This is a genomic window from Vibrio sp. SALL6 (assembly GCF_002002385.1).
GTDB classification, from domain to species: domain Bacteria; phylum Pseudomonadota; class Gammaproteobacteria; order Enterobacterales; family Vibrionaceae; genus Vibrio; species Vibrio parahaemolyticus.
In genome coordinates this window covers 1-25668 of the sequence record NZ_MQVK01000041.1, presented here as the reverse complement: position 1 = coordinate 25668, position 25668 = coordinate 1, and the positions used below count along the sequence as shown (strand labels likewise).

Here is a 25668-nt window from a genome sequence, read left to right as displayed (position 1 = left end):
AAAAAAGAGGTGCAAGAGCATTGTGCTATTTAATTGATGAAAAACGAGTTGGCTCCCAGATATACGGCAAAATATTCTCTATATTTAAAGAAAGGACAATGCCGCTGGAGGTCTCTATGATCAAGGTTGAAGACATGATGACTCGCAACCCTCATACCTTGCTACGCACGCATACCTTGCGCGATGCAAAGAGCATGATGGACGCGTTGGATATTCGACATATTCCGGTTGTTGACGCCAATCATCACTTACAAGGCTTGGTGACTCAACGTGATATTCTTGCTGCTCAAGAATCCTGTTTGCACCCAGATGACGCTGAACAATCTTTTACCCTCGATACGCCTCTCTACGAAATGATGCACACTAACATCATGACTGCAGAGCCAAGAGCGGGTCTAAAAGAGAGCGCCATTTACATGCAAAAGCACAAAGTGGGCTGCTTGCCTATCGTGCATAAAGGGCATCTGGTTGGAATCATTACTGACACGGACTTCGTTACGATCGCGATCAACTTGCTTGAACTGCAAGAAGAGGTTGAGCCGGAAGAAATTGAACCGGATGAAGAAGCGTTATAAAGACGAAAAAAGAGCGGCCGGGATGCCGCTCAAAATATGCCATTACTGACGCTGATTAAGGAAGTGTTGCAGTGCCAATTAGAATTGGTCTTCTTCGGTCGAACCGGTAAGCGCAGTGACAGATGAGTTACCACCTTGGATGGTGTTCGTCATTCTATCGAAGTAACCTGTACCCACTTCTTGTTGGTGAGCCACAAAGGTGTAGCCTTTCTCTGCTGCTTGGAATTCAGGACGTTGAACTTTCTCAACGTAATGACGCATACCTTCACCTTGCGCATAAGCGTGTGCCAATTCAAACATGTTAAACCACATGTTGTGGATACCCGCTAGCGTGATGAACTGGTACTTGTAACCCATGTCTGAAAGCTCTTGCTGGAACTTCGCAATGGTTTCTGCATCGAGATTTTTCTCCCAGTTAAACGATGGCGAACAGTTGTATGCCAGCAGCTGATCTGGATACTCAGCATGAATCGCTTCTGCGAACTTACGCGCCTCTTCTAGACATGGCGTCGCAGTTTCACACCAAATCAAGTCTGCATATGGTGCGTAAGCCAAACCGCGAGAAATCGCTTGGTCGATACCTGCACGTACACGGTAGAAGCCTTCTTGAGTACGCTCACCTTCAATAAAGTCTTTATCGTATGGGTCGCAATCTGAAGTTAGCAGGTCTGCCGCGTTCGCATCAGTACGTGCAATAACTAGCGTTGTTGTGCCAGAAACGTCTGCAGCAAGACGCGCAGCTACCAGTTTTTGTACCGCTTCTTGAGTCGGAACCAGTACTTTACCGCCCATGTGACCACATTTTTTAACCGAAGCGAGTTGGTCTTCAAAGTGAACACCAGCGGCACCGGCTTCGATCATCGACTTCATCAGTTCGTATGCGTTTAGCACGCCACCAAAGCCCGCCTCTGCGTCCGCTACGATTGGTAGGAAGTAATCAATACCACCTTCATCTTCAGGAGACTTGCCATTCGCCCACTGAATTTGGTCAGCACGACGGAAAGAGTTGTTGATGCGCTTAACCACTGAAGGCACTGAGTCCACTGGGTATAGCGACTGATCCGGGTACATAGTCGATGCAGTGTTATTATCTGCCGCTACCTGCCAGCCTGATAGGTAAATCGCTTCGATACCCGCTTTCGCTTGTTGTACGGCTTGACCACCTGTCAGTGCACCAAGACAGTTTACATAACCTTTTTTCGCACTGCCGTTAACCAGTGACCACAGCTTATCAGCACCACGTTGTGCGATTGTATTTGCTGGTACCATCGAGCCACGCAGTTCTACGACTTCTTCTGCAGTATACGTACGCTTTACGTTTTTCCAGCGTGGATTCGTTGCCCAGTCTTTTTCCAGAGCTTCAATTTGTTGGCGGCGAGTCAATGTCATTGGTCTATCCCTCTTTATTATTTGCACTTTTGTTTGTGCGTTGAGTTTCCGTTCTCAGGCAGTACATCCCCATCTGCCTCGAAAGTTTTCACGTTATTGGTATTACAGTTAAGAATTCTTAGTCCAGGTAGTCATAACCAGGGACGGTTAAGAAGTTGGTTAGCTCATCGCTAGTTGTTAGCTTCGCCATCAATTGTGCGGCTTCTTCAAAACGCCCGGCTTGATAACGTTCTTCGCCCACTTCTTGTTTCACTACTTCTTCTTCTTCTTGCAAGTAGGTTTCGAACAGTGCTTTTGTCACCTGTTGACCATTGTCGAGTGACTTACCGTGCTGAATCCATTGCCAGATTGAGGCGCGAGAAATCTCAGCAGTCGCAGCATCTTCCATTAATCCGTAGATTGGTACACAGCCGTTTCCAGAAATCCAAGCTTCGATGTATTGCAGCGCAACGCGAATGTTGTGGCGCATGCCTTCTTCTGTACGTTCACCGTCACACGGTTCTAGCAACTCGGCTGCGGTAATTGGCGCATCTTCGGAGCGACTAACATCTAGTTGATTTGTTCGCTCTCCAAGTGCCGCACTGAATACTTCCATAGCAGTATCGGCGAGACCCGGGTGAGCAACCCACGTACCGTCGTGACCGTTATTCGCCTCAAGTGATTTATCGTTGTGAATTTTATCCAACACTTTCTGGTTTTCTTGCGGGTCTTTCGCGGGAATAAAGGCGGCCATTCCTCCCATCGCGAAAGCACCACGCTTGTGACAAGTACGAACCAACAAACGCGAATAGGCGTTCAAAAATGGTTTGTCCATGGTGACGACTTGGCGATCCGGCAGAACACGATCTGGGTGTTTCTTCAATGTTTTGATGTAACTGAAAATGTAATCCCAACGACCACAATTCAGCCCTACGATATGCTCTTTAAGTGAGAACAAAATCTCATCCATCTCAAACACAGCTGGTAACGTTTCGATCAGCACGGTCGCTTTGATCGTGCCAGTCTCTAAACCAAAATATTCTTCTGTGAAATGGAACACTTCACTCCACCACTTCGCCTCATGATGAGACTGCAGTTTAGGAAGATAGAAATATGGACCGCTGCCTTTTTGAAGCAATGCTTTGTGGTTATTGTAGAAATACAGTGCAAAATCAAAAAGCGCGCCTGGAATGATCTGACCGTGCCACGTCACGTGTTTTTCTTTTAAGTGAAGGCCGCGAACACGGCAGATCAACACCGCTGGGTCGTCCACCAGCTGATAATGCTTGCCATTGCTAGGGTTGGTGTAGCTAATGTTGCCATTAACGGCATCTCGCAAGTTAACTTGACCATCGAGAACCTTGTCCCAAGCTGGCGACATAGAGTCTTCGAAATCCGCCATGAATACTTTTACATTTGCATTCAAAGCGTTGATCACCATTTTGCGATCCGTTGGGCCTGTAATCTCAACACGGCGATCTTGTAGATCCTGAGGAATACCTAAGATCTTCCAGCTACCTTCACGAATATCTTGTGTGTCAGGCAGGAAGTCTGGCAACTCCCCAGCGTCGATGCGTGCTTGCTTTTCTTCTCTCGCTTCCAACAACTCTTCAACACGCCCAGCAAATTTTTCACACAGCAGAGATAAAAAGGTTTGGGCTTCAACAGGGAAAATAGCTTGATGCTCCGGAGCAAGTGCTCCAGTCACCTCAAGCATGCCTTGGGTTTGCTGTGATGGTGGTGTTTTTTGTTCTGTCTGAGCAAGCATAATCATTCATCCTTAACGTGCTTTATCTATCTTGGGCAGTCAGCGTAAAGCTACATTTGTAAGTTATGAACAACAAAATACATCCTTTAACTTTGTGTTCAATCTGTGTGGCCGTGTTCATAGATTGCTTAAGCCTGAGTGCTTTTTCAATCTAGACATAAGTCTTAGCAGCCTTTAAATAAGCTATATCAACAAAGGGTTTAACGAAACCCCCTAGACAAACAAAACACAAAATTCGAAGTTTTATTCGGCACCAAACAAAGCACTGATTTTGGATGCCAATTTGTAAGTTATTACGTAATTAAATTACATTAAATTTTGCAATGAAATATGATTTAAAACAGGTGTATGAATATAGAGGCAAGCGAGAAAACCTTGTACTCATAAGGTCTAGCGTAAGGAATTTAAACGGAGGTTAAACATAATGCGTAGCCAATTGTGTAAAATTAACATTGTGAAATTTCACAATTTTATGAAAGCTTCACGAAAATAAAGCTGTGAAATTTTACAAGTCAAAGTTCACCGACAGAATAAAATACTAGAAAGCGCACCGTTTCCAGTGCGCTTTTAGAGAAATAGTGAGGAAGTAAAGGCTAATACTAATAGCTAAAGCAGTTCGGAAACCACATCTGCAAGTTGGTTAAAAGTGTTTGTTCTTGATGAACTAGGGCGCCAAACCAAACCAATTTCGCGATACGCTTGCTGGCCAGGAGGGTCGATCACCACCAAATTTTGGTTGTGTAACAAGCCGTGTTCGATTGCCATTTGAGGAATAAAAGTGGTACCTAAGCCGTTCGCGACCATCTGCACCAAGGTATGTAAGCTGGTTGCCGTAAACGGGTTAATTTTCTCTTTATCGGTCAGCTTACAAGCGGAAACTGCATGTTCAGTTAAACAATGCTCTTTCTCTAATAGGAACACCGACTCATCCGGCAGATCGTCATAACGGATCGGTACAGGAATCGAATCGACTTGGTTTGCACTGATCACCATACGGAACGGATCTTTGCCGACGACGCGACTCTCCATACCATCGATTTCAACTGGCAACGCTAAGATCAGTACATCTAACTCACCATGACGCAGCGCTTGCAACAAATTGGTGGTGGTGTCTTCTCTTAATAGAAGGTTTAGCTGAGGGAATCGATAATTCACCTCTTGGACGAGGTCACACAATAAGAACGGTGCAATCGTCGGAATACACCCAACCTTCAACTGGCCTTTCATATCATCGCCCTGACATAATCGGCCAAGTTCTACTAAATCTTGTCCTTTGGCCAATAGCTCTCGACCTTGCTTTACGACCATTTCTCCCGTCTGGGTAAAAACCAACGGGCTTTTCTTGTCTTTCTTTTCGTAAAGCGGACAACCGATCAACTCTTCAAGATTCTGAATCCCTTTACTTAACGTTGATTGACTGACAAAGCAGCGTTCTGCTGCCTCGCTAAAATGTCGAGTTTCATGCAGTGTCACTAAATAATGTAACTGCTTCAGACTGGGCCATTTATTCATAATTGTATTTGTATCTACCGCTGTTCCAGTGATCGAGTTAATAGTTTTGTTGTTATCGCTTTTTTCGATTAACTCAATCTATTTATTTCGCTTTTTTCAATACTACAATCTGTACTATAGTTTGTCTCGAACAAACACGGACCAAACCGACATTACTGTATTCGGTTTGGAACTAACCATACTTTTTAGGAGCAAAAAAATGGTACTAGTAGGTCGTCAAGCCCCTGATTTTACTGCAGCAGCTGTTCTAGGTAACGGTGAAATCGTTGAAAACTTCAACTTTGCAGAGTTCACTAAAGGTAAGAAAGCAGTAGTTTTCTTCTACCCACTAGATTTCACTTTCGTTTGCCCATCTGAGCTAATTGCATTCGACAACCGTCTAGCTGATTTCCAAGCTAAAGGTGTTGAAGTTATCGGTGTTTCTATCGACTCTCAGTTCTCTCACAACGCATGGCGTAACACTGCTATCGAAGATGGCGGTATCGGTCAAGTTAAGTACCCACTAGTTGCTGACGTTAAGCATGAAATCTGTAAAGCTTACGACGTTGAGCACCCAGAAGCAGGTGTTGCTTTCCGTGGTTCTTTCCTAATCGACGAAGAAGGCGTTGTACGTCACCAAGTAGTTAACGACCTACCTCTAGGCCGTAACATCGACGAAATGCTACGTATGGTTGATGCTCTAAACTTCCACCAGAAGCACGGCGAAGTATGTCCTGCACAATGGGAAGAAGGCAAAGCAGGTATGGACGCATCTCCAAAAGGTGTTGCAGCGTTCCTATCTGAGCACGCAGCTGACCTAGGCAAAAAATAATAGACCTTCACCCAAGCTCAACGGGTGTGATGGTTGGATGTATATATAAAGCAAAAAGCTATAGCGGGAAAACCGCAAACGCCAATCAGTCTAAGTAAAGTCCTATCGAAGCCCAGAGTATATGCTCTGGGCTTTCTTTTATCTTCAATAAATGTGCTCAAATGAGGTAACACCTAGGCGAAAACTTTACCTCTATTTCCCATCGACATCATACAGATTCTGCCTGTTGGCCCTGCTAATATCTTTGCCATAACACTTACTGTAACGTTAGTAGGATGAATCAAAGTGGTTACTCATCTAGAAGTCTGTATTGATAATATTGAATCTCTTCATTACGCCATTGCTGGTGGCGCAACTCGTATTGAGCTTTGCTCATCTCTCGCATTGGGTGGCTTAACGCCAAGCTACGGTTTTATGCAGCAAGCGGCCAAACAATCTTCTGTTCCAGTGTATGCCATGATTCGTCCACGCCAAGGCGACTTTTTCTATAACGAAGAGGAGCTAGACATGATGCGTTGGGACATCGAAGCCGCCCATCAATCTGGTTTAGATGGAGTGGTGCTAGGCGTACTGACCCAAGAAGGTGATATCCACATGCCGTTTGCCACCGCTTTGTGCGAGTTTGCACAAGCTCTGGGTCTTGGCATCACGTTTCATCGTGCGTTTGATCAGTGTCGCAATGCAGAACAAGCGTTGGAAGATATCATCCATTTAGGTTGCGAACGTATTCTGACTTCAGGCCTCGCTCCATCTGCACCAGCAGGCGAGAGCGTACTTAAATCTCTTGTGGAACAAGCCCAAGGGCGCATTGCGATCATGGCCGGGGCGGGAGTGAATGCAGACAACGTCCGTCATTTAGTCAAAAACACGAACGTGCAAGAAGTCCATCTTTCAGGCAAGACCACACGCCCTAGCCAAATGACCTTTATTGCTGAACAAAGCAAAATGGGCGCTTCAGATGTCGATGATTTTGCGATTCCTATTACCAGTACTCAAGCCATCGCCAACGTCGCAGCAGCTCTCAAATAACACATTCGAAACCCCCACTTTCTACTTTGAGTGCTAACATATTGAGCATCAAGGAGTGAGGAACGAATAATGTCTAAGCTAAAGAAAAAGGAATACGAACAAGAGCTTAAAAAGCTGCAGGTCGAATTGGTAAAGCTGCAGGAATGGGTTAAACACAAAGGACTAAAAGTCGTCGTTCTGTTTGAAGGCCGTGATGCCGCAGGCAAAGGCGGCGTAATTAAGAGAATTACGGAAAAGTTAAATCACCGAGTTTGCCGCGTAGTGGCATTGCCCGCCCCGACTGAAAAAGAAAAGACACAATGGTACTTTCAACGTTATGTCGCGCACCTGCCATCCGCCGGTGAAATCGTCTTGTTTGACCGCAGTTGGTATAACCGCGCAGGCGTCGAAAAAGTCATGGGCTTTTGTACGCCAGATGAATATGAAGAATTTCTGCGCTCTTGCCCTGAATTCGAGAGAATGCTGCAACGCTCAGGCATTATTTTGCTCAAGTACTGGTTTTCGGTCTCCGACGAGGAGCAGGAAAAACGCTTCTTAGGGCGAATCAACACGCCGATAAAGCGCTGGAAGTTCAGCCCGATGGATCTAGAATCTCGACACCGCTGGGCTGAGTATTCTGAAGCAAAAGACAAGATGTTCGCTTACACCGACACCAAAAACTGTCCTTGGTGGGTTGTACCTTCAGATTCAAAACAAAAAGCGCGCTTAAATTGCATTAGTCATCTACTCAGTCAAATTGAATATAAAGCGCTAGAGTACCCACCAATTGAGTTACCAGAGATCAATAAAGAGGGCTACGTCAGAGCACCAATAGACGATCAAACGTTTGTACCAGATAAGTACTGATCTCAGCTTCTAAGATCCAAAAGACCAGCGTTCGCTGGTCTTTTTCATTTACATGAAGCGTTACTTCAACACATCATCAATGCTTTGATCACCAAGGTGACGAACGTCCTTACCTTTCACAAAGTAAATAATGTATTCACAAATGTTTTGGCAACGATCCCCTACTCGTTCAATAGCGCGAGCAGACCACATTACCTGAAGAATATGCGGAATATTTTTTGGGTCTTCCATCATGTAAGTCATGAGCTGACGGATCACTGCTTCGTATTCGGCATCCAGCTTATCATCGAGTTTGTGAACCTCTGCGGCGGCTTCAACATCCATACGAGCGAATGCATCCAAAACCTGATGCAACATTTGAATCGCCTGACGGCAGAGAGGTTCTAATGAAACTTGGAATTGGCGTTCTTTCGATGACGGGCTTTCGATAGCGACATAAGCAATGCGTGTCGCGACATCCCCAATGCGTTCAAGATCAGTAATGGTCTTGATGATCGCCATAATCAGGCGCAAATCTTTCGCGGTCGGCTGACGTTTGGCAATGATTCGAGTACACGCATCATCAATCGACACTTCCATCGCATTCACTTTATGATCGTCACGCACAACCTTTCGCGCGAGCTCAATGTCTTCTTTATGCAAGGCTTGAATAGCATACGAAAGCTGCTGTTCCACCAAGCCACCCATGGTCAACACATGAGTACGAATCGATTCTAGCTCTACGTTAAATTGTCCTGAAATATGACGTCCAAAGTGCATGATTTTCCTTATTCCGTGTTTGGTCGAGCCTTAGCCGTATCGACCAGTAATGTAGTCTTCTGTCTGTTTCTTCATTGGCGATGTGAAGATTGAATCTGCGTCGGAGTATTCAATCAACTTACCCATGTGAATGAATGCGGTGTGGTCACTCACTCGCGCGGCTTGCTGCATGTTGTGGGTAACGATCACGACAGTATATTGAGTCTTAAGCTCGTTGATAAGTTCTTCAATAGTTAAAGTTGATATTGGATCCAGTGCCGATGTTGGCTCATCCAATAACAGCACTTCTGGTTCAATTGCTACAGCACGCGCAATAACTAAACGTTGCTGCTGACCACCCGAAAGTCCAAATGCGTTTTCGTGCAATCTATCTTTCACTTCATCCCACAACGCAGCAGAGCGAAGCGAACGTTCAACCGCATCATCTAATGTGCGACTGTTCTTAACACCTTGTAAGCGTAAGCCATAAACCACATTCTCATAAATCGACTTAGGAAATGGGTTGGGACGCTGAAAAACCATTCCAACGCGACGCCTAAGCGTTGCTACATCGACATTCGGGTGATAGACGTTCTTACCGTGCAAACGAACTTTTCCGGTGACTTTACATCCTTCCACCAAGTCGTTCATACGATTGATACAGCGCAATAATGTCGATTTACCACAACCAGACGGGCCGATAAATGCTGTCACTCGCCCTTTTGGGATACGCATCGAAATATCGTGTAATGCCTGCGCTTGACCGTAGAAAAGATTAAGGTTCTCTATCGAGATCGCCGTTTGTTCATCCGTTAAGTTATGGACGTCCAGTGGTGGCTCATAACCTAATGTATTATCGAAATTAAACATACTTAATCTTGTCCTAACGTTCTGTATTTTTCTCGTAAATTATTGCGAATGCTGATTGCTGTTAAGTTTAGTCCGACAATCACGGTAACGAGTAAGAAGGAAGTGGCATACACCAGCGGGCGCGCCGCTTCAATGTTGGAGGTTTGAAATCCAACGTCGTAAATATGAAAACCTAAGTGCATGAACTTTCTGTCCAAATGCACGTAAGGGAACTGACCATCAACAGGCAAACTGGACGCCAATTTCACAACCCCCACTAGCATTAGTGGCGCGACTTCCCCTGCGGCACGCGCAATCGCCAGAATCAAACCGGTGATAATCGCAGGCGTTGCCATTGGTAATACCACGCGCCACAACGTTTCAAATTGCGTCGCGCCAAGCGCCAAAGAGCCGTGGCGTACTGAGCTCGGAATACGTGTTAAGCCTTCCTCTGTCGTAACAATAACCACGGGCAGTGTTAATACTGCTAACGTCAAAGCCGACCACAACAAACCCGGCGTACCGAAAGTTGGCGCAGGCAATCGCTCGGCATAAAACACGTTATCGATGGATGCGCCGATGGTATAGACAAAGAACCCCAACCCGAACACGCCATACACGATCGAAGGAACCCCCGCCAAGTTGATGACCGCAATTCGAATAATTCGCGTAAGTGCGTTGTTCTTCGCGTATTCATGCAAATAAATCGCAGCAACCACCCCAAGCGGCATCACGATAATCGACATGATAAGCACCAAGAAAACGGTTCCGAATATTGCAGGAAAAACGCCGCCCTCTGAGTTCGATTCTCTTGGATCTTCGGATAAGAATTTCCAGACCTGTTTACCCCAATGCATCACTTTGTCAGGTAACGACATTTGGTTTGGGTACCAGTAGTCCAATATGTCTTCAAGGGGAATCGAAACATGAGAACCCGTCATGTCCTCAACAATTAGTGCGTAGCCAGAAAGCTGTAAACGCAAGCCATCCAGTTGTAAGTCCAACTTCGCCAGCTCTTGTCCCACTTGCTCTTTTTGTTGCAAGTTCTGCGCTAAAAAATCCTCCGTTACGGTATTGTTGAGCTCATGTTTGCGCTTGTCTAAACGCAATTGCTCAAGTTTCCAACCCAGGTCTTTCAGTTGGTCGACGACCAAAGAATCAATCTCGTGGCGCAGCGTTTCTGCGTCATCAAGTTTTTTGTTCAACACCGTTTGGATATCAGTTTGATAGAGCTTGTCGCCATCTTGAAACGCCACCAGCTTACCAAAAAAGTATCCACCGCTGCTGCGCTCAATCACCGCCCACTCTTTGGGTGTGGTTGGCTCATCCAACTGCATCTGCAATACGGAAATAAAATCGGCCGGATATAACTCGCGATTCGCAATTTTGATGTTCAATCGAGTCGCGAAGTCCTCATCTTCGTCTAACTTCTTGACGGCATCCACTGGAAGATAGCTTCTCGGAACAAAGCTGCGCTCGTAAATTTGGCCAATCAAAATGGTGTTTTCATGCAGCACTTCACCTTGCACCGGCGTCAACGACGTTACGTTCCATTGATACAATGGCGCAGGCCAGAAATAGGTTAATCCTTTCCAACCAATGAGGAGCAATAACCCTAACACCGACAACAGACTGATGCTGACCGCACCGCCTGTTAGCCATATCCACGGTGCGCCAGAACGAATCCAATTTAACATTCAGTAACTCGCTCTTTTTCCTGATCTAAACTACAACGCACGGTATTTATCTCTCAATCTTTGACGAACCAACTCTGCCAGCGCGTTCACAGCAAAGGTGAAGACAAACAAAATCAACGCAGCGAGGAACAACAAACGATAATGCGAACTGCCAACCTCTGACTCTGGCAACTCCACCGCAATGGTTGCCGATAAGCTGCGAAGTCCTTCTAAAATGTTCCAGTCCATCAAAGGCGTGTTACCAGTCGCCATCAAGACAATCATCGTCTCACCAACCGCGCGCCCAAGCCCCATCATGATGGCGGAGAAAATACCTGGGCTGGCCGTAAGGAGCACGACGTAAATCAAGGTTTGCCAAGGGGTCGCCCCAAGTGCTAACGATCCATCAGACAAGTGCTTCGGTACAGAGAAAATGGCATCTTCCGCAATGGTAAAAATGGTAGGAATCACGGCAAAGCCCATCGCAAGGCCAACCACCAAGGAATTACGCTGATCAAAACCAATCCCGTGATTGGTCAAAAACAAGCGCATGTCGCCACCAAAGAAGGTTTGTTCAATACTTGGAGAAATCCAAACTCCGATACCAATCAACAGTAAAATCACTGGCATAAGAACCAGCGCATGCCATCCATTAGGTAGACGATTACGCAGAGATTGAGGTATCAGAGCCCACAAGCCCCCCATGACCATGGTGCTCAATGGCAACACAAACAACATCACCACGACAGTAATCAGATGGTCTTCGACTATCGGAGCAAACCATAACCCGGCAAGGAAACCGATGATGACGGTCGGCAGTGCTTCCATCAATTCAATGGACGGCTTAACCACTCGACGCATGCGTGGCGACATAAAATACGCCGTATAAATAGCGCCTAGCACCGCCAAAGGCACTGAAAACAGCATCGCAAACATAGCCGCTTTTATCGTGCCGAACGCAATCGGCACCAAGCTAAATTTGGCTTCAAAGTTATCGCTGGCCGATGTAGATTGCCATACAAATTCAGGCTCTGGATAACCTTCGTACCACACTTTCTGCCACAGTGAAGAAAGCGAGACTTCAGGGTAAGAGTTATCGACCTCCGCCACCTTTAACGAGTCATCATTCCAAGTAATCAGATAGCGTTCATTGTTCGACATTGCCGCCATCGCAGGCGCTTGTTTATAAGCTCGCTTAAACAACACCAGTTTTTCACTGGTCGTGTAATGACTCTGAAGCGTACCATTGGTGTAGAAACTGTAGAATCCTTTGCGGTGTGAATCTGGCAATAAGTATTTAAGTTCAGACGCTAATTTGAAGTCACGAATATGAGTTAAGGTTCGCTTATCATTTTGCAAAGTATCAAACCATTGCGAAACGCGACCATCATTGTGCGTCACCAACAGGGAATATGCGCCCGCAAGCAAATCAATCGTTCTTACAGAATGCTTTTTATCCCCTTGAGTAAGATCGATAACTTCGCGCACCGTAAACTTTTGAGCAGCTTTGGTCAGAACAATTAACTCCGAACCATCACGTAAATAAAGCGTTTCACCATCCGGTGTTAAGAGCATCTGTTGGGGAGCGTCAAAGCCCGCAGAAAAGGAGAAATCAATCGTGGTTGGAGCGACGCCTAGCGCAGACTTCTCTTGCCAACGCGCTTTGACTTTCCCGCTGCGAGTCTGCCAAACAATAGTTGGAGTTTGCGTTGATGCACTGAAGACAAATTGAGTCACAGGATCTTGCGTGTCGGTGAGCGTCAAATTCATATCCGTCGACAGCGCCACCACTTCTGGCGGGCGAGTATTTTCTCTCAACGTCGCGTTGAATTCTGGCTTGAAGATATGAGCTAGACCTTGATCATCCACTAATCCATACCAACCAAGGCCAGGAGCCGATTGAGAAAAAGATACCGGATTAGTAGCTAACTGTTGAGTATAAATGGCGGGCTTGTCAGGTGCGTCCATCGATAAATATTGAATCTCACCACTTTGCGTTAAAACGAAAGCAAGTTGTGAATAGTCATCGACAGAAATGGCCAGAGGCATGCCCACTTGCGTGGTTCGAGTCGCGTGATTAGGTTTAATCTCTGCATCAGAAAACAGAGGAATGATCACCATCGCAAGATAGACGAAGATCAGAATAAGGGCAGCGAGCACACCCACTCCACCAGATGTCACTGCAAGTCGAACTAAACGATCTTTAATCAGCCGTTTCTTATCTTTTTCCTGCAATGAAAACTCGGCTTGGGCCATTTATCTCTCTACCTTTTTTGACTTAGTACTAGAATATGTCGTTAAGATGACAATTATATTACAGATCACATTAAACACCTGAAAAGAATACAACTCTTATGCAATGCGTGGTATGAAATATATCTGTAACAAAAATCTCATAATGTTTTCACTCGTCTGTTTATCCCCATGATCAGTACGATTACTTCACTTTAGGCTAGGTAAGGTTATGAGCGCAGAAAAACTATATATAGAAAAAGAGCTTAGTTGGTTATCTTTCAATGAACGAGTGTTACAAGAAGCGGCCGACAAAACCGTTCCGTTGATCGAGCGTATTCGTTTTCTTGGGATCTTTTCCAACAACCTCGACGAATTCTACAAAGTGCGCTTCGCTGATGTGAAACGTCGTATTTTGATCAACCAAGAGCGAGGAGGGAGTGACAACTCCAAGCGTCTGTTGAGTAAGATGCAAGCCAAAGCCCTTAAGCTTAACGAACAATTCGACGAACTTTACAGTGAATTAATTAGAGAAATGGCAAGGCGTCGCATTTTCTTGGTCAATGAGCATCAACTCGATGAAGCGCAGGAAAAGTGGATCACCAAATACTTCCGCAAAGAAGTCATGCCACATATCACGCCTTTGTTGATGAAAGATGAAATCGACGTGCTGCAATTCCTCAAAGACGAATACGCTTACATCGCCGTCGAACTGCGCAAAGAAGACCACTCTCAATACGCTCTTATCGAAATTCCAACCGACCACCTGCCACGCTTCGTGATGGTGCCTGAGCAAAAAGGCAAACGCCGTAAGACCATCATCCTGCTTGATAACATCATCCGATACTGTTTAGACGAGCTTTTTAAAGGCTTTTTCGACTATGATGAGCTCGCAGGCTACGCGATGAAAATGACGCGTGATGCAGAATACGACTTGCGTAATGAAATCGAATACAGCTTGCTAGAGCAAATGTCAGCAGGTGTAAACCAACGTTTAACCGCCATGCCAGTACGCTTTGTGTATGAGCGTGAAATGCCGCAAGAGATGCTCGACTTCTTGTGCAGCAAACTAAGAATTTCCAATTACGACAACCTAATTCCAGGTGGACGCTACCACAACTTCAAAGATTTCATCGCTTTTCCAAACGTCGGGCGAGAATACCTCGAAAACAAACCTATGCCACCAATGAAGTGTGCAGACTTTGAAGGTTACGCCAACAGTTTCGAAGCCATCAAAGCCAAAGACATTCTGCTCTACTACCCTTATCACACCTTTGACCATATTGGTGAATTGGTTCGCCAGGCATCCTTTGACCCGAAAGTGCTCAGCATCAAAATTAATATCTACCGCGTAGCCAAAGACTCTCGCTTGATGAACTCTTTGATTGATGCAGTGCATAACGGCAAAAACGTTACTGTAGTCGTTGAGTTGCAGGCGCGATTTGATGAAGAAGCAAATATTGAATGGTCAAAAGTTCTGACTGAAGCTGGCGTGCACGTCATCTTTGGTGCGCCCGGTTTAAAGATTCACTCAAAGTTATTGATGATCAGTCGCCGTGAAGGTGACGATATTATTCGCTACGCGCACATTGGCACGGGCAACTTCCACGAAAAAACCGCTCGAATCTATACCGACTTTTCGCTGCTCACCGCAGACCAAGAAATCACCAATGAAGTGCGCAACGTGTTTGGATACATTGAGAACCCTTATCGCCCAGTGAAGTTCAATCACTTGATGGTTTCTCCGCGTAATTCGCGCACCCAAATTTACCGCCTGATTGACAATGAAATCGCCAATGCAAAGGCGGGCAAAAAGGCAGGATTAACCATAAAGGTCAACAACCTCGTCGATAAAGGCATCGTCACCCGTCTTTACGCAGCAAGCAACGCGGGGGTAAAGATCAATATGATCATCCGAGGCATGTGTGCGTTGGTTCCTGGAATTGAAGGCGTCAGCGAAAACATTCGAATCATCAGTATCGTTGATCGCTTTTTGGAACACCCACGCGTAGTGATCACGCACAATGATGGGGATCCTCAAGTCTACATTTCATCTGCCGATTGGATGACACGAAACATCGATCATCGTATCGAAGTTGCCGCTCCTGTTCGTGATCCACGTTTGAAACAGAGAATTATTGATATAACTAACATCCACTTTACCGATACAGTAAAGGCACGTTTGATAGACAAAGAGATGAGCAATGGCTATGTACCGCGCGGAAACCGTAAAAAAGTTCGCTCACAAGTTGCCATCTACGACTATCTTAAAAATATAGAAAAGCAAACAAGAAGACAAAAGTCAGATGTCTCAGATACTTGAACAAGATGAACGCTACATTGCCGCGATCGATCTCGGCTCTAATAGCTTCCACATGGTGGTGGCGAAGGTGGTCGGCAGCGACCTACAGCTCATCAGTCGCCATAAACAGAGGGTTCGTTTAGCCTCTGGCCTAGACAGTGAATTGAATTTAAGTCACGCCTCAATGGAGCGAGCGTTGGAGTGTCTTGCGATGTTCGCAGAGAGGCTGCAAGGCTTTGATGAATCCAATGTGCGCATTGCTGCTACACACACGCTAAGAAGAGCGAAAAACGCGCATTTGTTTATCCAACGAGCAAAAGCAGTCATGCCATTCCCGATAGAGATTATTCCGGGAGAGGAAGAAGCGCGCCTAATTTACTTGGGTGTCGCACACACTCAAGTGGAATCTAATTCTAAACTGGTGGTCGATATTGGCGGTGGCAGCACCGAGATGATCATCGGACAAGAGTTCGAGCCAGAACTGCTTAATAGCAAACAGATGGGCTGCGTCAGCTTTACACAGCAGTACTTCAAAAATGGCAAGTTATCGAGCAAAAACTTCAGCAAAGCCATGCTCGCTGCCGAACAAAAACTAGAGTCCATCGCGACCAAATACCGCAAGAAAGGTTGGGATATTGCACTCGGCTCATCAGGCACCATCAAAGCGATTCAAGAGGTATTGATTGGGCTGGGCTTTGAAGACGGTTTAATCACAGCAAAGCGTCTGAGTAAGCTCATTGATACTTTAAACGAGTTCGCATCAATTGATGATATTCAGTTGACTGGCTTGACCGATGAACGTAAACCGGTATTTGCCGCTGGTGTGGCGATTTTAGCTGCGATTTTTCAGGCACTAAAAATCGACCAAATGTTTTTCTCTGATGGAGCATTGAGAGAAGGCTTGTTATATGAAATGGAAGAACGGTTTGCTCGCTCTGACATTCGCATGCGTACCACGGAAAACCTAGCACAAAAACATCGTGTGGATCTCGAGCACGCTGCACGCGTAAAAGGTCACGCACGCGAGATGCTTGAACAAGTACATTCTGAGCTTGGGATTAAAAAGAAAAGCGAACTGTTTGATTTATTAGAATGGGCCGCTCTGTTGCATGAAGTTGGGCTAAGCATCAACCTACGCAGCTTCCATCGCCACTCGTTTTATATTCTTCTGCATTCAACCCTGCAAGGTTTTAACCGTGAGCAACAACTCGTCTTGGCGACGCTTGCACGCTTTCAACGCAAAGCGCTAAGGCTCAATGAGTTGCCAGAGTTCAACCTCTACAAACAAAGTGATGTGTTAAGCCTGATTAAGATTCTTCGTCTGTCCATAGTCCTTAATGGGCAACGCAACGACGACCCACTACCTGACATCACTTTATCGATCAAAGGCGATGAATGGATGCTCGCTTGTACCGATGAAGCATGGTTAGATAATAATAAGTTGCTGCATGCCGATTTGCTGGAAGAACAAGATCGATGGGCAAGTGCGAAGTGGACACTCACTTTTTAGTTTTCGGTACAATGAAAAAAGTCGGCTTAAAGGCCGACTTTTTTTAACTCTTCCGCTGCGAAATCTGCAGTGATCGGCACATAGCCATCTTTTTCGACTAACGCTTGTCCCTGAGCAGAGAACATAAAACGAATAAACTCGGCTTCTATTGGAGACAACGGGTAATCAGGATGCTTGTTCACGTACACATAAAGGTAGCGTGATAGTGGGTACTTACCTGAGACAATATTTGTACGAGTCGGGCTAACATAGTTAACCCCGCGTTTAGCGATGGGAACCAACCTAACGCCAGCCACTCGATAACCAACGCCAGAATAACCAACTCCGCTGATAGTCGATGCCACAGATTGCACCACAGAAGCCGAGCCCGGTTGTTCATTCACTCGAGTTTTGAAGTCACCGCCACACAGCGCATTGCTTTTGAAGTAACCATACGTCCCGGACACAGAGTTACGACCAAACAACTGCAAGTTGCGCTTCGCCCATTCGGCTTTTAAACCTAGTTGCTGCCAGTTAGTGATGAACTGACTTTCTCCACAACGCAACGTAGCGGAAAACATGGCGTCCAATTGATTAAAGTTCAAACCTTGAATGGGATTGTCTTGATGTACAAAAATACCGATAGCATCAATAGCAACGCGCAATGCTGTAGGTTTGTAACCATGCTGTCGCTCAAACGCTTCGATTTCTTTCAAACGCATCGGGCGGCTCATTGGACCAAACTGCGCCGTTTGCTCTGTTAAAGCAGGTGGCGCAGTTGACGAGCCTGAAGCTTGAACTTGCGCGTTGATGTTGGGGTAAATGGATTTAAACTCTTCCACCCAAAGAGTGGTCATCCCCGCCAAAGTGTCTGAGCCTACCGAAAGCAAATTACCAACAATGCCAGTGGTTTTATGGTAGTTCGGTAATGGCTTATCTTGAGCAACCGCCATACTCGAACAAATAAGCGCGATACAAGCGATGGCTTTACTGACTCGACGTCCCATTATTTCACCACTAAACGACTTGGAAGTACGAACGAGAACTTACTGCCTACACCGACTTCACTTTGAATTTCCAGGTGTGAGTCATGATGGCTCAGCGCATGTTTCACAATCGCCAAACCTAAACCACTGCCACCCGTATCGCGTGAACGTGCTTTATCAACTCGGTAGAAACGCTCTGTCAGTCGATGCAAGTGTTGTGGCTCAATACCATCACCACTGTCTTCAACTTCAAGGCACGCACCTTGTGCGGTTTGATACCAACGAACATGAATATTGGCTCCCGGAGGAGTGTACTTCACTGCGTTGTATACAAGGTTGGAGATCGCGCTGCGCAATTGGTCATCATCTCCAAGCACACGAAGGCTGGTATCGACATCAAACTTGAGTTTATGTTGGTCATCACCACTTAAGCTGATCGCTTCTTTCTCTAAGACTTCAAGCATTGCTGGCACGTTTACGACATCTTCCAACTCATGCATCGGCGCGGCTTCAATCTTAGATAAGGTAAGAAGTTGATTCACTAAGCTGTTCATGCGGTTAAGCTGCTCCGTCATCACCCCATGCGCTTTAGTCCACATCGGGCCGACGATCATATCTGGGTCTTCCGTCATCTCCAGATAACCTTGTAGTACGGTCATCGGAGTGCGTAGCTCATGAGAAACGTTGGCGAAGAAGTTACGACGCATTCCTTCGAGTTGCTTAAGTTGGCTCACGTCACGCACCACCATCAGGTGTTCACCTTCCGTGTAAGGCACGATACGCAGTTCTAACATACGTTCGACATTCAACGGCGAGCGCATTTCTAGCGGTTCGGAGAAATCTTTTTTATTGAGGTACTTGATGAAATCTGGAGTTCGAATCAGGTTCGAGATAGGTTGACCGGAATCTTCTGGCCAATGGAAGCCTAACAGGTGTTGAGCTAATCGGTTACACCAAACAATGTTGCCTTCCGCGCGAAATACTACGACGGCATCGGGCAATGATTCGGCACCGTTTCTAAAGCGACGGATCAGATTGGTGAGCTCTTTGCGTTTACGACGCTGACGCTGTTGCAAACGATAGAGACCGTTAAAGAGGGACTCCCAGTTACCACTGCCAGACGGAGGAGTCAGGCGTTTTTCATCCCATAACCAAGAAGACAAGCGCACTTGGTTATGTAAATGCCACACAAGCTGCAAAACCGTGGCAGCCAAAAGCAACCACGGCATATAACCGAATATCCACCCCACTATCACCCAAGGGGTGTAAAAAAAAGCCAGCTCCCAGGCCAGCTTTTTCCACGTTAATCTTTCAACCACTCATTACTCCAGAAATGGCATTGATAAGCTGCGTAAAAATCTAAGCCTTTGTTGAGAAGCGGTAACCAGCGCCACGAACGGTTTGAATCAGTTTGTCGTGACCGGCAGCTTCCAGTGCTTTACGAAGACGACGGATATGAACGTCAACAGTACGGTCTTCAACATAAACATTGGTGCCCCACACGTTGTTTAGCAGCTGCTCACGGCTGTAAACACGCTCTTGATGGGTCATAAAGAAGTGCAGCATCTTGAACTCGGTAGGCCCCATATCAACCGCTTCATCATTCGCAGTAACACGGTGAGAAACAGGATCGAGTTTGAGACCTTGAACATCAATCACATCTTCTAATGCGGTCGGCGTAACACGGCGAATAACCGCTTTAAGGCGAGCAACTAACTCTTTAGGTGAAAACGGTTTGGTAATGTAGTCATCTGCACCAACCTCTAAACCGCGAACTTTATCTTCTTCTTCACCGCGAGCAGTCAGCATCACAACAGGAATGTTGCGTGTAAGCTCTTCACGTTTCATGTGTTTGATAAAGTTAATGCCACTACCGCCAGGTAACATCCAATCCAGTAATACTAAATCAGGGAAGGGTTCAGCCAGTTTGGTTACAGCAGTATCGTAATCTTCCGCCTCTACCGCCTGGTAACCTTTTTGTTCAAGCACGAAGCAAAGCATTTCACGAATTGGAGCTTCGTCTTCAACAACCAGAATCCTTCTAGACATAATTGAGTAACCTTATGTTTGTTGAGCTAATGAATTTAAGAGACAAAGCGCCCCTCGATGCATAAGCATTATCACTACCAATTATGACACTTTTGTGACCTTTGAAAACAAATTTTCATATAACTTTCTTTTGGGGTTCATCCTGATATTTTTCATTTCTATTAAGACATCAGCTCAAAAATTCCCTATGATTACTCCCTTGTCATCAAGCCTAGAGAAGATTTATGTGGTTTAAAAACTGTCTGGTATATCGCGTTAACCGCGAGGTTAACTTCAACGCCGATCAACTAGAAACTCAACTCGCTGAGTTTCGATTCACCCCTTGTGGTAGCCAAGATAAACAAAAGTTTGGTTGGATTAGTGCTATGGGTCGACATGGCGACATGATGACGCACGTGTCAGAAAACCGCATTCTGATCTGTGCAAAAAAAGAAGAGAAAATGCTGCCTGCTTCTGTGATTAAAGAGTCTCTGAATGCAAAAGTAGACGCTATGGAAGCGCAAGAAGGTCGCCCTCTGAAGAAGAAAGAGAAAGATAACTTAAAAGATGACATCGTGATGGATTTACTGCCTCGTGCCTTTAGCCGCAGCAGCCACACTCACGTGTTGATTATGCCAAAAGAAGGCTTCATCCTTGTCGATGCAAGCAGCTACAAAAAAGCAGAAGACGTATTAGCGCTATTGCGTAAAACCATGGGTAGCTTACCTGTTGTTCCTGCGATTCCAGAAGTAGCAATTGAAACCACGCTAACAGAATGGGTTAAAACAGGTAACACACCGCAAGGCATCACCATGATGGACGAAGCTGAGTTAAAATCGGTGCTTGAAGAAGGTGGCGTGATTCGCTGTAAGAAGCAAGAGCTGACCACAGATGAAATCCGCAATCACATCGCAGCTGACAAAGTCGTAACGAAACTTGCGCTTAACTGGCAAGACCGAATCGAGTTCATCATGGCTGAAGATTCCGGCATCAAACGTCTAAAATTCTCAGATGAGTTGAAAGATCAAAACGACGATATCCCACGTGAAGATCAAGCGGCTCGCTTTGATGCTGACTTCTCACTAATGTGCGGTGAATTCAGCGCTTTCCTACCAAATCTATATGAAGCGCTAGGCGGCCTGCCTAACCCTAACGCATAAGATACCCCTACTTTTTAATAAATACGCCCTCACTTTTTGTAGGGCGTTTGTTCATCTAAAGCACAATTCTCCTAGTCACAGTTCACATTTTGACGTAAAATTTGCGCCCCATTTCCATAAGGTGGAATTGGCCTGACTTGTGATCAGATAAAAGAGAATTGAGCAATGACAACTGAGAAAGCATTCGTACCTGAGCTACTGTCTCCAGCGGGCAGCCTGAAAAATATGCGTTACGCATTCGCCTACGGCGCAGATGCAGTTTACGCTGGCCAACCTCGCTACAGCCTTCGCGTACGTAACAACGAGTTTAACCACGAGAACCTAAAAATCGGTATCGATGAAGCACATGCCTTAGGCAAAAAGCTTTACGTGGTATGCAACATCCAACCACATAACTCGAAGCTAAAAACCTTCATTCGTGACCTTAAACCAGTCGTTGAGATGGGCCCTGACGCGTTGATCATGTCAGATCCTGGTCTAATCATGATGGTTCGTGAAGCTTTCCCAGAAATGCCAATTCACCTTTCTGTACAAGCAAACGCTGTAAACTGGGCAACCGTTAAGTTCTGGGCAGCGAATGGCGTTGAACGTGTAATCGTTTCTCGCGAGCTTTCTCTAGAAGAAATCGAAGAAATTCGTGAGCATTGCCCTGAAACTGAACTAGAAGTATTCGTTCACGGTGCACTATGTATGGCTTACTCTGGTCGTTGCCTACTTTCTGGTTACATTAACAAGCGTGACCCTAACCAAGGTACATGTACTAACGCATGTCGTTGGGAATACAAAGTTGAAGAAGGCAAAGAAAACGACGCTGGCGACATCGTTGAGAAGTTTGACCCAACTGAAGCACAGCCTGTTGAAGTTCAAGACGAGCGCCCTGAAACCACTATCGGTCGTGGTAAACCAACGGATGAAGTGGTTCTGCTTTCTGAAGCGCATCGTCCAGAAGAAAAAATGGCTGCCTACGAAGATGAACACGGCACTTACATCATGAACTCAAAAGACCTACGCGCGGTTCAGCACGTAGAGCGTCTAACTAAGATGGGTGTTCACTCACTAAAAATCGAAGGCCGCACTAAGTCGTTCTACTACTGCGCACGTACAGCGCAAGTTTACCGTAAAGCGATCGACGACGCAGTTGCAGGTAAACCATTCGATGAAAGCCTAATGGGTACACTAGAAAGCCTAGCTCATCGTGGTTACACAGAAGGTTTCCTACGTCGTCATACACACGATACTTACCAAAACTACGACTACGGTTACTCAGTCTCTGACGCACAACAATTTGTTGGTGAGTTCACAGGTAAACGTCGTGGCGACATGGCAGAAGTTGAAGTGAAAAACAAATTCGTTGTAGGTGACAGCCTGGAGTTAATGACACCAAAAGGTAACGTTGTTTTCACTCTAGAAGCGATGGAAAACCGCAAATCAGAGTCAATTGAAGACGCAAAAGGTAACGGCCACTTCGTATTCATTCCTGTTCCTGAAGACATGGACCTAAAATACGGTCTGTTGATGCGCAATCTAAACGCAGGCCAGGACACTCGTAACCCTACTGGTAAGTAATCATGGCGTTACTCATCACTGACAAATGCATTAACTGCGACATGTGTGATCCGGAATGCCCGAATGGCGCGATCAGCATGGGAGACAGCATCTTCGAAATCGACCCTAACTTATGTACTGAGTGCAAAGGTCATTACGAAAAGCCTACCTGTCAGTCAGTTTGTCCAATAACAAAATGTATTATTACTGATCCAAACCACATTGAGACAGAAGAGCAATTGCTTGAAAAGTTTGTGGTGATTCAGGGACTCGCCTAAATAAAATGAGGTTCAACTTTGCGAACAAAGTTGAACCTTTTTTTATCCTGATTTTTCGATTGGATAGATATTGCAAAACAACTCTTTCTCAAAGTGATACTCGAGTCTTTCACGCCAATTTTCAGCTTGAGATACAGGAATTAAATAGAAGTTTTCCCTGCTCGTATCTGTAACGAAAGCCATTCCATATTGCATTAGCTCGTAATGCACATCATTAACAAATCCCGGATCGAGACGCTGACGTCCCGTCAGGTGATTAACATCTTCACGAGTCAATAAAACTCCCTTGGGATCACTGCTAAATCTGTGTCTTAACCACTCTGCAAATTCTTTTGCACAAATCATAGTCATGGTTTTGTCCTTGATTCATTCTACGGCAGGTCACTCCACAACCCCGCCTCAATACCTTGTCTGCGTTGCCTATTTTACTTACCAACCGACAGACATATTGTTCAGAAATCAGAGTATCGTGACGAAAGATCTTTCAAAACAGAGTCGTTACCACTCAACAATACATACAACCCGTTGTTTATTTAAGATTTCTATAATATGCCACCCAAACGAGTTGGGTTAGTTTTTGTATTGGTATTATTCACTGTAGACAAAAGTATGATGTTTCTCCAGTTTCATAAAAGAGATACCTGAGCCGAAACAAGAACAAAGATAAGACGTTATTTACTGACGATAAGTGGCTGACATTGTGGTGGAATCGCTTTTTTCTTTTTAGGTTTAGCCGCTACTTTTTCTGGCTGGGGCTTCGCTAGGACAACTGCTTTTGGCTTCCAACTCGCTAACTCCGAACCGCACCCATCACCAGAAGGAGGAGGTGCTTGATCGACACAATTAGAGCTTGAGTCAGGGCATGATAAGCGCACATGAAAATGATAATGATGTCCCCACCAAGGACGAACTTTACGTAGCCAAGAACGATCTTTTCCCCCTTCCTGAGCACACAGTTGCTCCTTGATAACAGGGTGAACAAAGATACGAGCCACCTCATCGCTCTTAGCAGCATAACGGATGAGTTCAAAATGCCTCTTATCCCATCGATGATTTAATATCGAGTAGTCTTGCAGATCAACCACACTCATCGGTTTCGGCAATTGAAGTTCGTTATAGGAGAGAGGAGAGTCAGCTAAACGCAACCAGATATCAATATCCAGCCCCGTTTGATGGCTTGAATGACCAGATGAAAAACGGCCGCCACGAGGTAAAGAAAGGTCGCCAATTAGTAAAGTAGTTTTTAACTTTTGATTCGCCTTTAAAGCTAGGCTTTCAACAAAATCTATAGTGTTAGGGTGCCCATAGTAGCGATTCGTTCGACTACGTAACACTTGATAACCTGTACCTTCTAAAGGCAGGGGGGAGGCCCCATCTAAGCAGCCGTTCGCATAACTACCAATAGAAGAGGACATATTATGAGTGGGAGCACTAACTTGCTCCCATGGCGTAGCATAAAGATGAGCTGAGACAAATAAACTGAAATAAAAAGAAAGACTCAGCCGCATCATACATCCCCTTTAGTAATGTTCACCATTATCATAGTAGGCATTTGGCGATAGTGCAGAAAAAATGACTGCTACATCAATATCTTCACCGACTACACCACGAACTTGTTGTGTAATTACTTTCGCCACCTTGTCTTGGGTCTCTTGTCCTCGATCAAACCACAAAACTTCAACAAAAGGATAAGCAGGACTTACCTCGCCCTCACTAAAGAAAGTTGTGTAGATGTACTCAAAAGTAAAATCTTCTCGTGGACTATTCATTAGTGGCTGGAGCTCGTCAGTCAGTGGCTTTGACAAAGCTTGTACTGCTTGAGGTTCTACAGCGCGAAATCGTAGATGTGGCATAAGGTTAATCCTATATTTGTATTGTCCTAAGATGATAACAGGAACAACAACGCTAATCATCCCAACAACAACTAGACGCGTTCTTAAAAATACCCAGAAAAACGCTAATAAATATCAACAAGAGCTTGAGATTCCAATCAGTGACATTCAACGACAAGGGATCACTAGCGGCTAGATATCAATCCCGCTGGAAATCTGCTGTTTTTTATATAGGGAAAGTAGATAAGAGATTAGGGCAGTTCAGACTTAGCTACCATAAGCTACCATTAGCTACGCGCCTAGAGTCGCCTATTTGGGAACTTGAGTTCACAAAGAATAAATTTTGCCATTTTACAAACGTAAAAAAGCCCCAGTCTTTCGACTGAGGCTTTAAATATGGCAGGGGTGGAGAGATTCGAACTCCCAACACGCGGATTTGGAATCCGCTGCTCTGCCAATTGGAGCTACACCCCTGTAGTTCGTGTTTAATGAGACGACTCTCGAATAAGTGGCGGAGCGGACGGGACTCGAACCCGCGACCCCCGGCGTGACAGGCCGGTATTCTAACCAACTGAACTACCGCTCCGCACTGGTTAGACCTAAGTCTAAATTTAAAGCCTGGCGATGTCCTACTCTCACATGGG

22 protein-coding genes and 2 tRNA genes are annotated in these 25668 nt (G+C 45.5%); 9 read left to right on the top strand and 15 right to left on the bottom strand.

The genetic code is table 11. The annotated features are described in order from the left end of the window. The first annotated feature begins 116 nt into the window (after positions 1-116). Positions 117-575: a CBS domain-containing protein gene (locus BIW15_RS22255; protein ID WP_005460159.1), complete on the top strand. Its 459-nt coding sequence runs from the start codon at positions 117-119 to the stop codon at positions 573-575. Positions 576-653: 78 nt separating this feature from the next. Here BIW15_RS22255 and aceA read toward each other — a convergent pair whose 3' ends face one another. The 3 genes from aceA to BIW15_RS22240 all read right to left on the bottom strand — a co-directional run bounded on the left by aceA (position 654) and on the right by BIW15_RS22240 (position 5223). Next, positions 654-1964, bottom strand: a complete 1311-nt coding sequence (aceA, locus tag BIW15_RS22250) for an isocitrate lyase (RefSeq protein ID WP_005460165.1) — start codon at positions 1962-1964, stop codon at positions 654-656. Between the two features lie 118 nt (positions 1965-2082). After that, the gene (gene aceB / locus BIW15_RS22245; protein ID WP_179115328.1) at positions 2083-3711 is read right to left on the bottom strand and encodes a malate synthase A; all 1629 of its coding nucleotides are present in this window, start codon (positions 3709-3711) and stop codon (positions 2083-2085) included. A 606-nt stretch (positions 3712-4317) separates the two neighbouring features. Then, positions 4318-5223 carry a hydrogen peroxide-inducible genes activator gene (locus BIW15_RS22240; protein WP_005460156.1) on the bottom strand — a complete coding sequence of 302 codons (906 nt, stop codon included), beginning with the start codon at positions 5221-5223 and terminating at the stop codon, positions 4318-4320. Between the two features lie 199 nt (positions 5224-5422). On the opposite strand from BIW15_RS22240, the gene BIW15_RS22235 reads away from it, so the two are divergent. The 3 genes from BIW15_RS22235 to ppk2 all read left to right on the top strand — a co-directional run bounded on the left by BIW15_RS22235 (position 5423) and on the right by ppk2 (position 7909). Next, complete coding sequence (locus BIW15_RS22235; protein ID WP_005381738.1) at positions 5423-6034, top strand: peroxiredoxin C; 612 nt, start codon at positions 5423-5425, stop codon at positions 6032-6034. A 285-nt stretch (positions 6035-6319) separates the two neighbouring features. Then, a complete protein-coding gene (locus BIW15_RS22225; protein WP_005488290.1) occupies positions 6320-7063 on the top strand; it encodes a copper homeostasis protein CutC in 744 nt (247 codons plus the stop codon). A gap of 69 nt (positions 7064-7132) precedes the next feature. After that, positions 7133-7909, top strand: coding sequence for a polyphosphate kinase 2 (ppk2, locus tag BIW15_RS22220; RefSeq protein ID WP_005460167.1), 777 nt, complete (start codon positions 7133-7135; stop codon positions 7907-7909). A gap of 60 nt (positions 7910-7969) precedes the next feature. On the opposite strand, the gene phoU is transcribed toward ppk2, so the two are convergent. The 4 genes from phoU to BIW15_RS22200 are packed head-to-tail and all read right to left on the bottom strand — an operon-like array spanning position 7970 to position 13428. Next, entirely contained in the window at positions 7970-8668 is a 699-nt protein-coding gene (gene phoU, locus BIW15_RS22215) for a phosphate signaling complex protein PhoU (protein ID WP_005440349.1), read from the bottom strand. A 30-nt stretch (positions 8669-8698) separates the two neighbouring features. Next, positions 8699-9517, bottom strand: coding sequence for a phosphate ABC transporter ATP-binding protein PstB (gene pstB / locus BIW15_RS22210; protein WP_005460191.1), 819 nt, complete (start codon positions 9515-9517; stop codon positions 8699-8701). A 2-nt stretch (positions 9518-9519) separates the two neighbouring features. Beyond that, positions 9520-11193: a phosphate ABC transporter permease PstA gene (gene pstA / locus BIW15_RS22205; protein ID WP_077281631.1), complete on the bottom strand. Its 1674-nt coding sequence runs from the start codon at positions 11191-11193 to the stop codon at positions 9520-9522. A gap of 30 nt (positions 11194-11223) precedes the next feature. Then, on the bottom strand, positions 11224-13428 hold the full coding sequence (locus tag BIW15_RS22200; protein WP_025557254.1) for an ABC transporter permease subunit: 2205 nt from the start codon (positions 13426-13428) through the stop codon (positions 11224-11226). Positions 13429-13636: 208 nt separating this feature from the next. On the opposite strand from BIW15_RS22200, the gene ppk1 reads away from it, so the two are divergent. Both ppk1 and ppx read left to right on the top strand, forming a co-directional pair. Next, a complete protein-coding gene (ppk1, locus tag BIW15_RS22195; protein ID WP_077281630.1) occupies positions 13637-15727 on the top strand; it encodes a polyphosphate kinase 1 in 2091 nt (696 codons plus the stop codon). Beyond that, positions 15711-17216: an exopolyphosphatase gene (gene ppx / locus BIW15_RS22190; RefSeq protein ID WP_023622672.1), complete on the top strand. Its 1506-nt coding sequence runs from the start codon at positions 15711-15713 to the stop codon at positions 17214-17216. The genes ppk1 and ppx overlap by 17 nt, the downstream gene beginning before the upstream one ends. 26 nt (positions 17217-17242) lie before the next feature. On the opposite strand, the gene BIW15_RS22185 is transcribed toward ppx, so the two are convergent. From BIW15_RS22185 to phoB, 3 genes are read right to left on the bottom strand one after another with little or no spacing between them, the layout of a single operon-like run. Then, positions 17243-18202 carry a PstS family phosphate ABC transporter substrate-binding protein gene (locus BIW15_RS22185; RefSeq protein ID WP_015296276.1) on the bottom strand — a complete coding sequence of 320 codons (960 nt, stop codon included), beginning with the start codon at positions 18200-18202 and terminating at the stop codon, positions 17243-17245. Then, positions 18202-19500 carry a phosphate regulon sensor histidine kinase PhoR gene (gene phoR, locus BIW15_RS22180; RefSeq protein WP_025570597.1) on the bottom strand — a complete coding sequence of 433 codons (1299 nt, stop codon included), beginning with the start codon at positions 19498-19500 and terminating at the stop codon, positions 18202-18204. The genes BIW15_RS22185 and phoR overlap by 1 nt, the downstream gene beginning before the upstream one ends. A gap of 40 nt (positions 19501-19540) precedes the next feature. Further along, entirely contained in the window at positions 19541-20230 is a 690-nt protein-coding gene (gene phoB / locus BIW15_RS22175) for a phosphate regulon transcriptional regulator PhoB (protein WP_005460184.1), read from the bottom strand. A gap of 224 nt (positions 20231-20454) precedes the next feature. On the opposite strand from phoB, the gene rdgC reads away from it, so the two are divergent. The 3 genes from rdgC (at position 20455) to BIW15_RS22155 (ending at position 23192) form a co-directional block, all read left to right on the top strand. Further along, positions 20455-21369: a recombination-associated protein RdgC gene (gene rdgC, locus BIW15_RS22165; protein WP_025522219.1), complete on the top strand. Its 915-nt coding sequence runs from the start codon at positions 20455-20457 to the stop codon at positions 21367-21369. Between the two features lie 165 nt (positions 21370-21534). Then, positions 21535-22935, top strand: a complete 1401-nt coding sequence (gene yegQ, locus BIW15_RS22160; RefSeq protein WP_077281629.1) for a tRNA 5-hydroxyuridine modification protein YegQ — start codon at positions 21535-21537, stop codon at positions 22933-22935. A gap of 2 nt (positions 22936-22937) precedes the next feature. Beyond that, a complete protein-coding gene (locus BIW15_RS22155; protein ID WP_005460170.1) occupies positions 22938-23192 on the top strand; it encodes a YfhL family 4Fe-4S dicluster ferredoxin in 255 nt (84 codons plus the stop codon). A 42-nt stretch (positions 23193-23234) separates the two neighbouring features. On the opposite strand, the gene BIW15_RS22150 is transcribed toward BIW15_RS22155, so the two are convergent. The 5 genes from BIW15_RS22150 to BIW15_RS22130 all read right to left on the bottom strand — a co-directional run bounded on the left by BIW15_RS22150 (position 23235) and on the right by BIW15_RS22130 (position 25610). Next, positions 23235-23543, bottom strand: a complete 309-nt coding sequence (locus BIW15_RS22150) for a hypothetical protein (RefSeq protein ID WP_005496359.1) — start codon at positions 23541-23543, stop codon at positions 23235-23237. A 320-nt stretch (positions 23544-23863) separates the two neighbouring features. Further along, positions 23864-24700, bottom strand: coding sequence for a penicillin-insensitive murein endopeptidase (mepA, locus tag BIW15_RS22145; RefSeq protein ID WP_179115331.1), 837 nt, complete (start codon positions 24698-24700; stop codon positions 23864-23866). A gap of 12 nt (positions 24701-24712) precedes the next feature. Beyond that, entirely contained in the window at positions 24713-25045 is a 333-nt protein-coding gene (locus BIW15_RS22140) for a DUF1904 domain-containing protein (RefSeq protein WP_005483015.1), read from the bottom strand. A 376-nt stretch (positions 25046-25421) separates the two neighbouring features. Further along, positions 25422-25498, bottom strand: a tRNA-Trp gene (locus BIW15_RS22135). Between the two features lie 35 nt (positions 25499-25533). Continuing rightward, positions 25534-25610, bottom strand: a tRNA-Asp gene (locus tag BIW15_RS22130). Positions 25611-25668 lie beyond the last annotated feature (58 nt).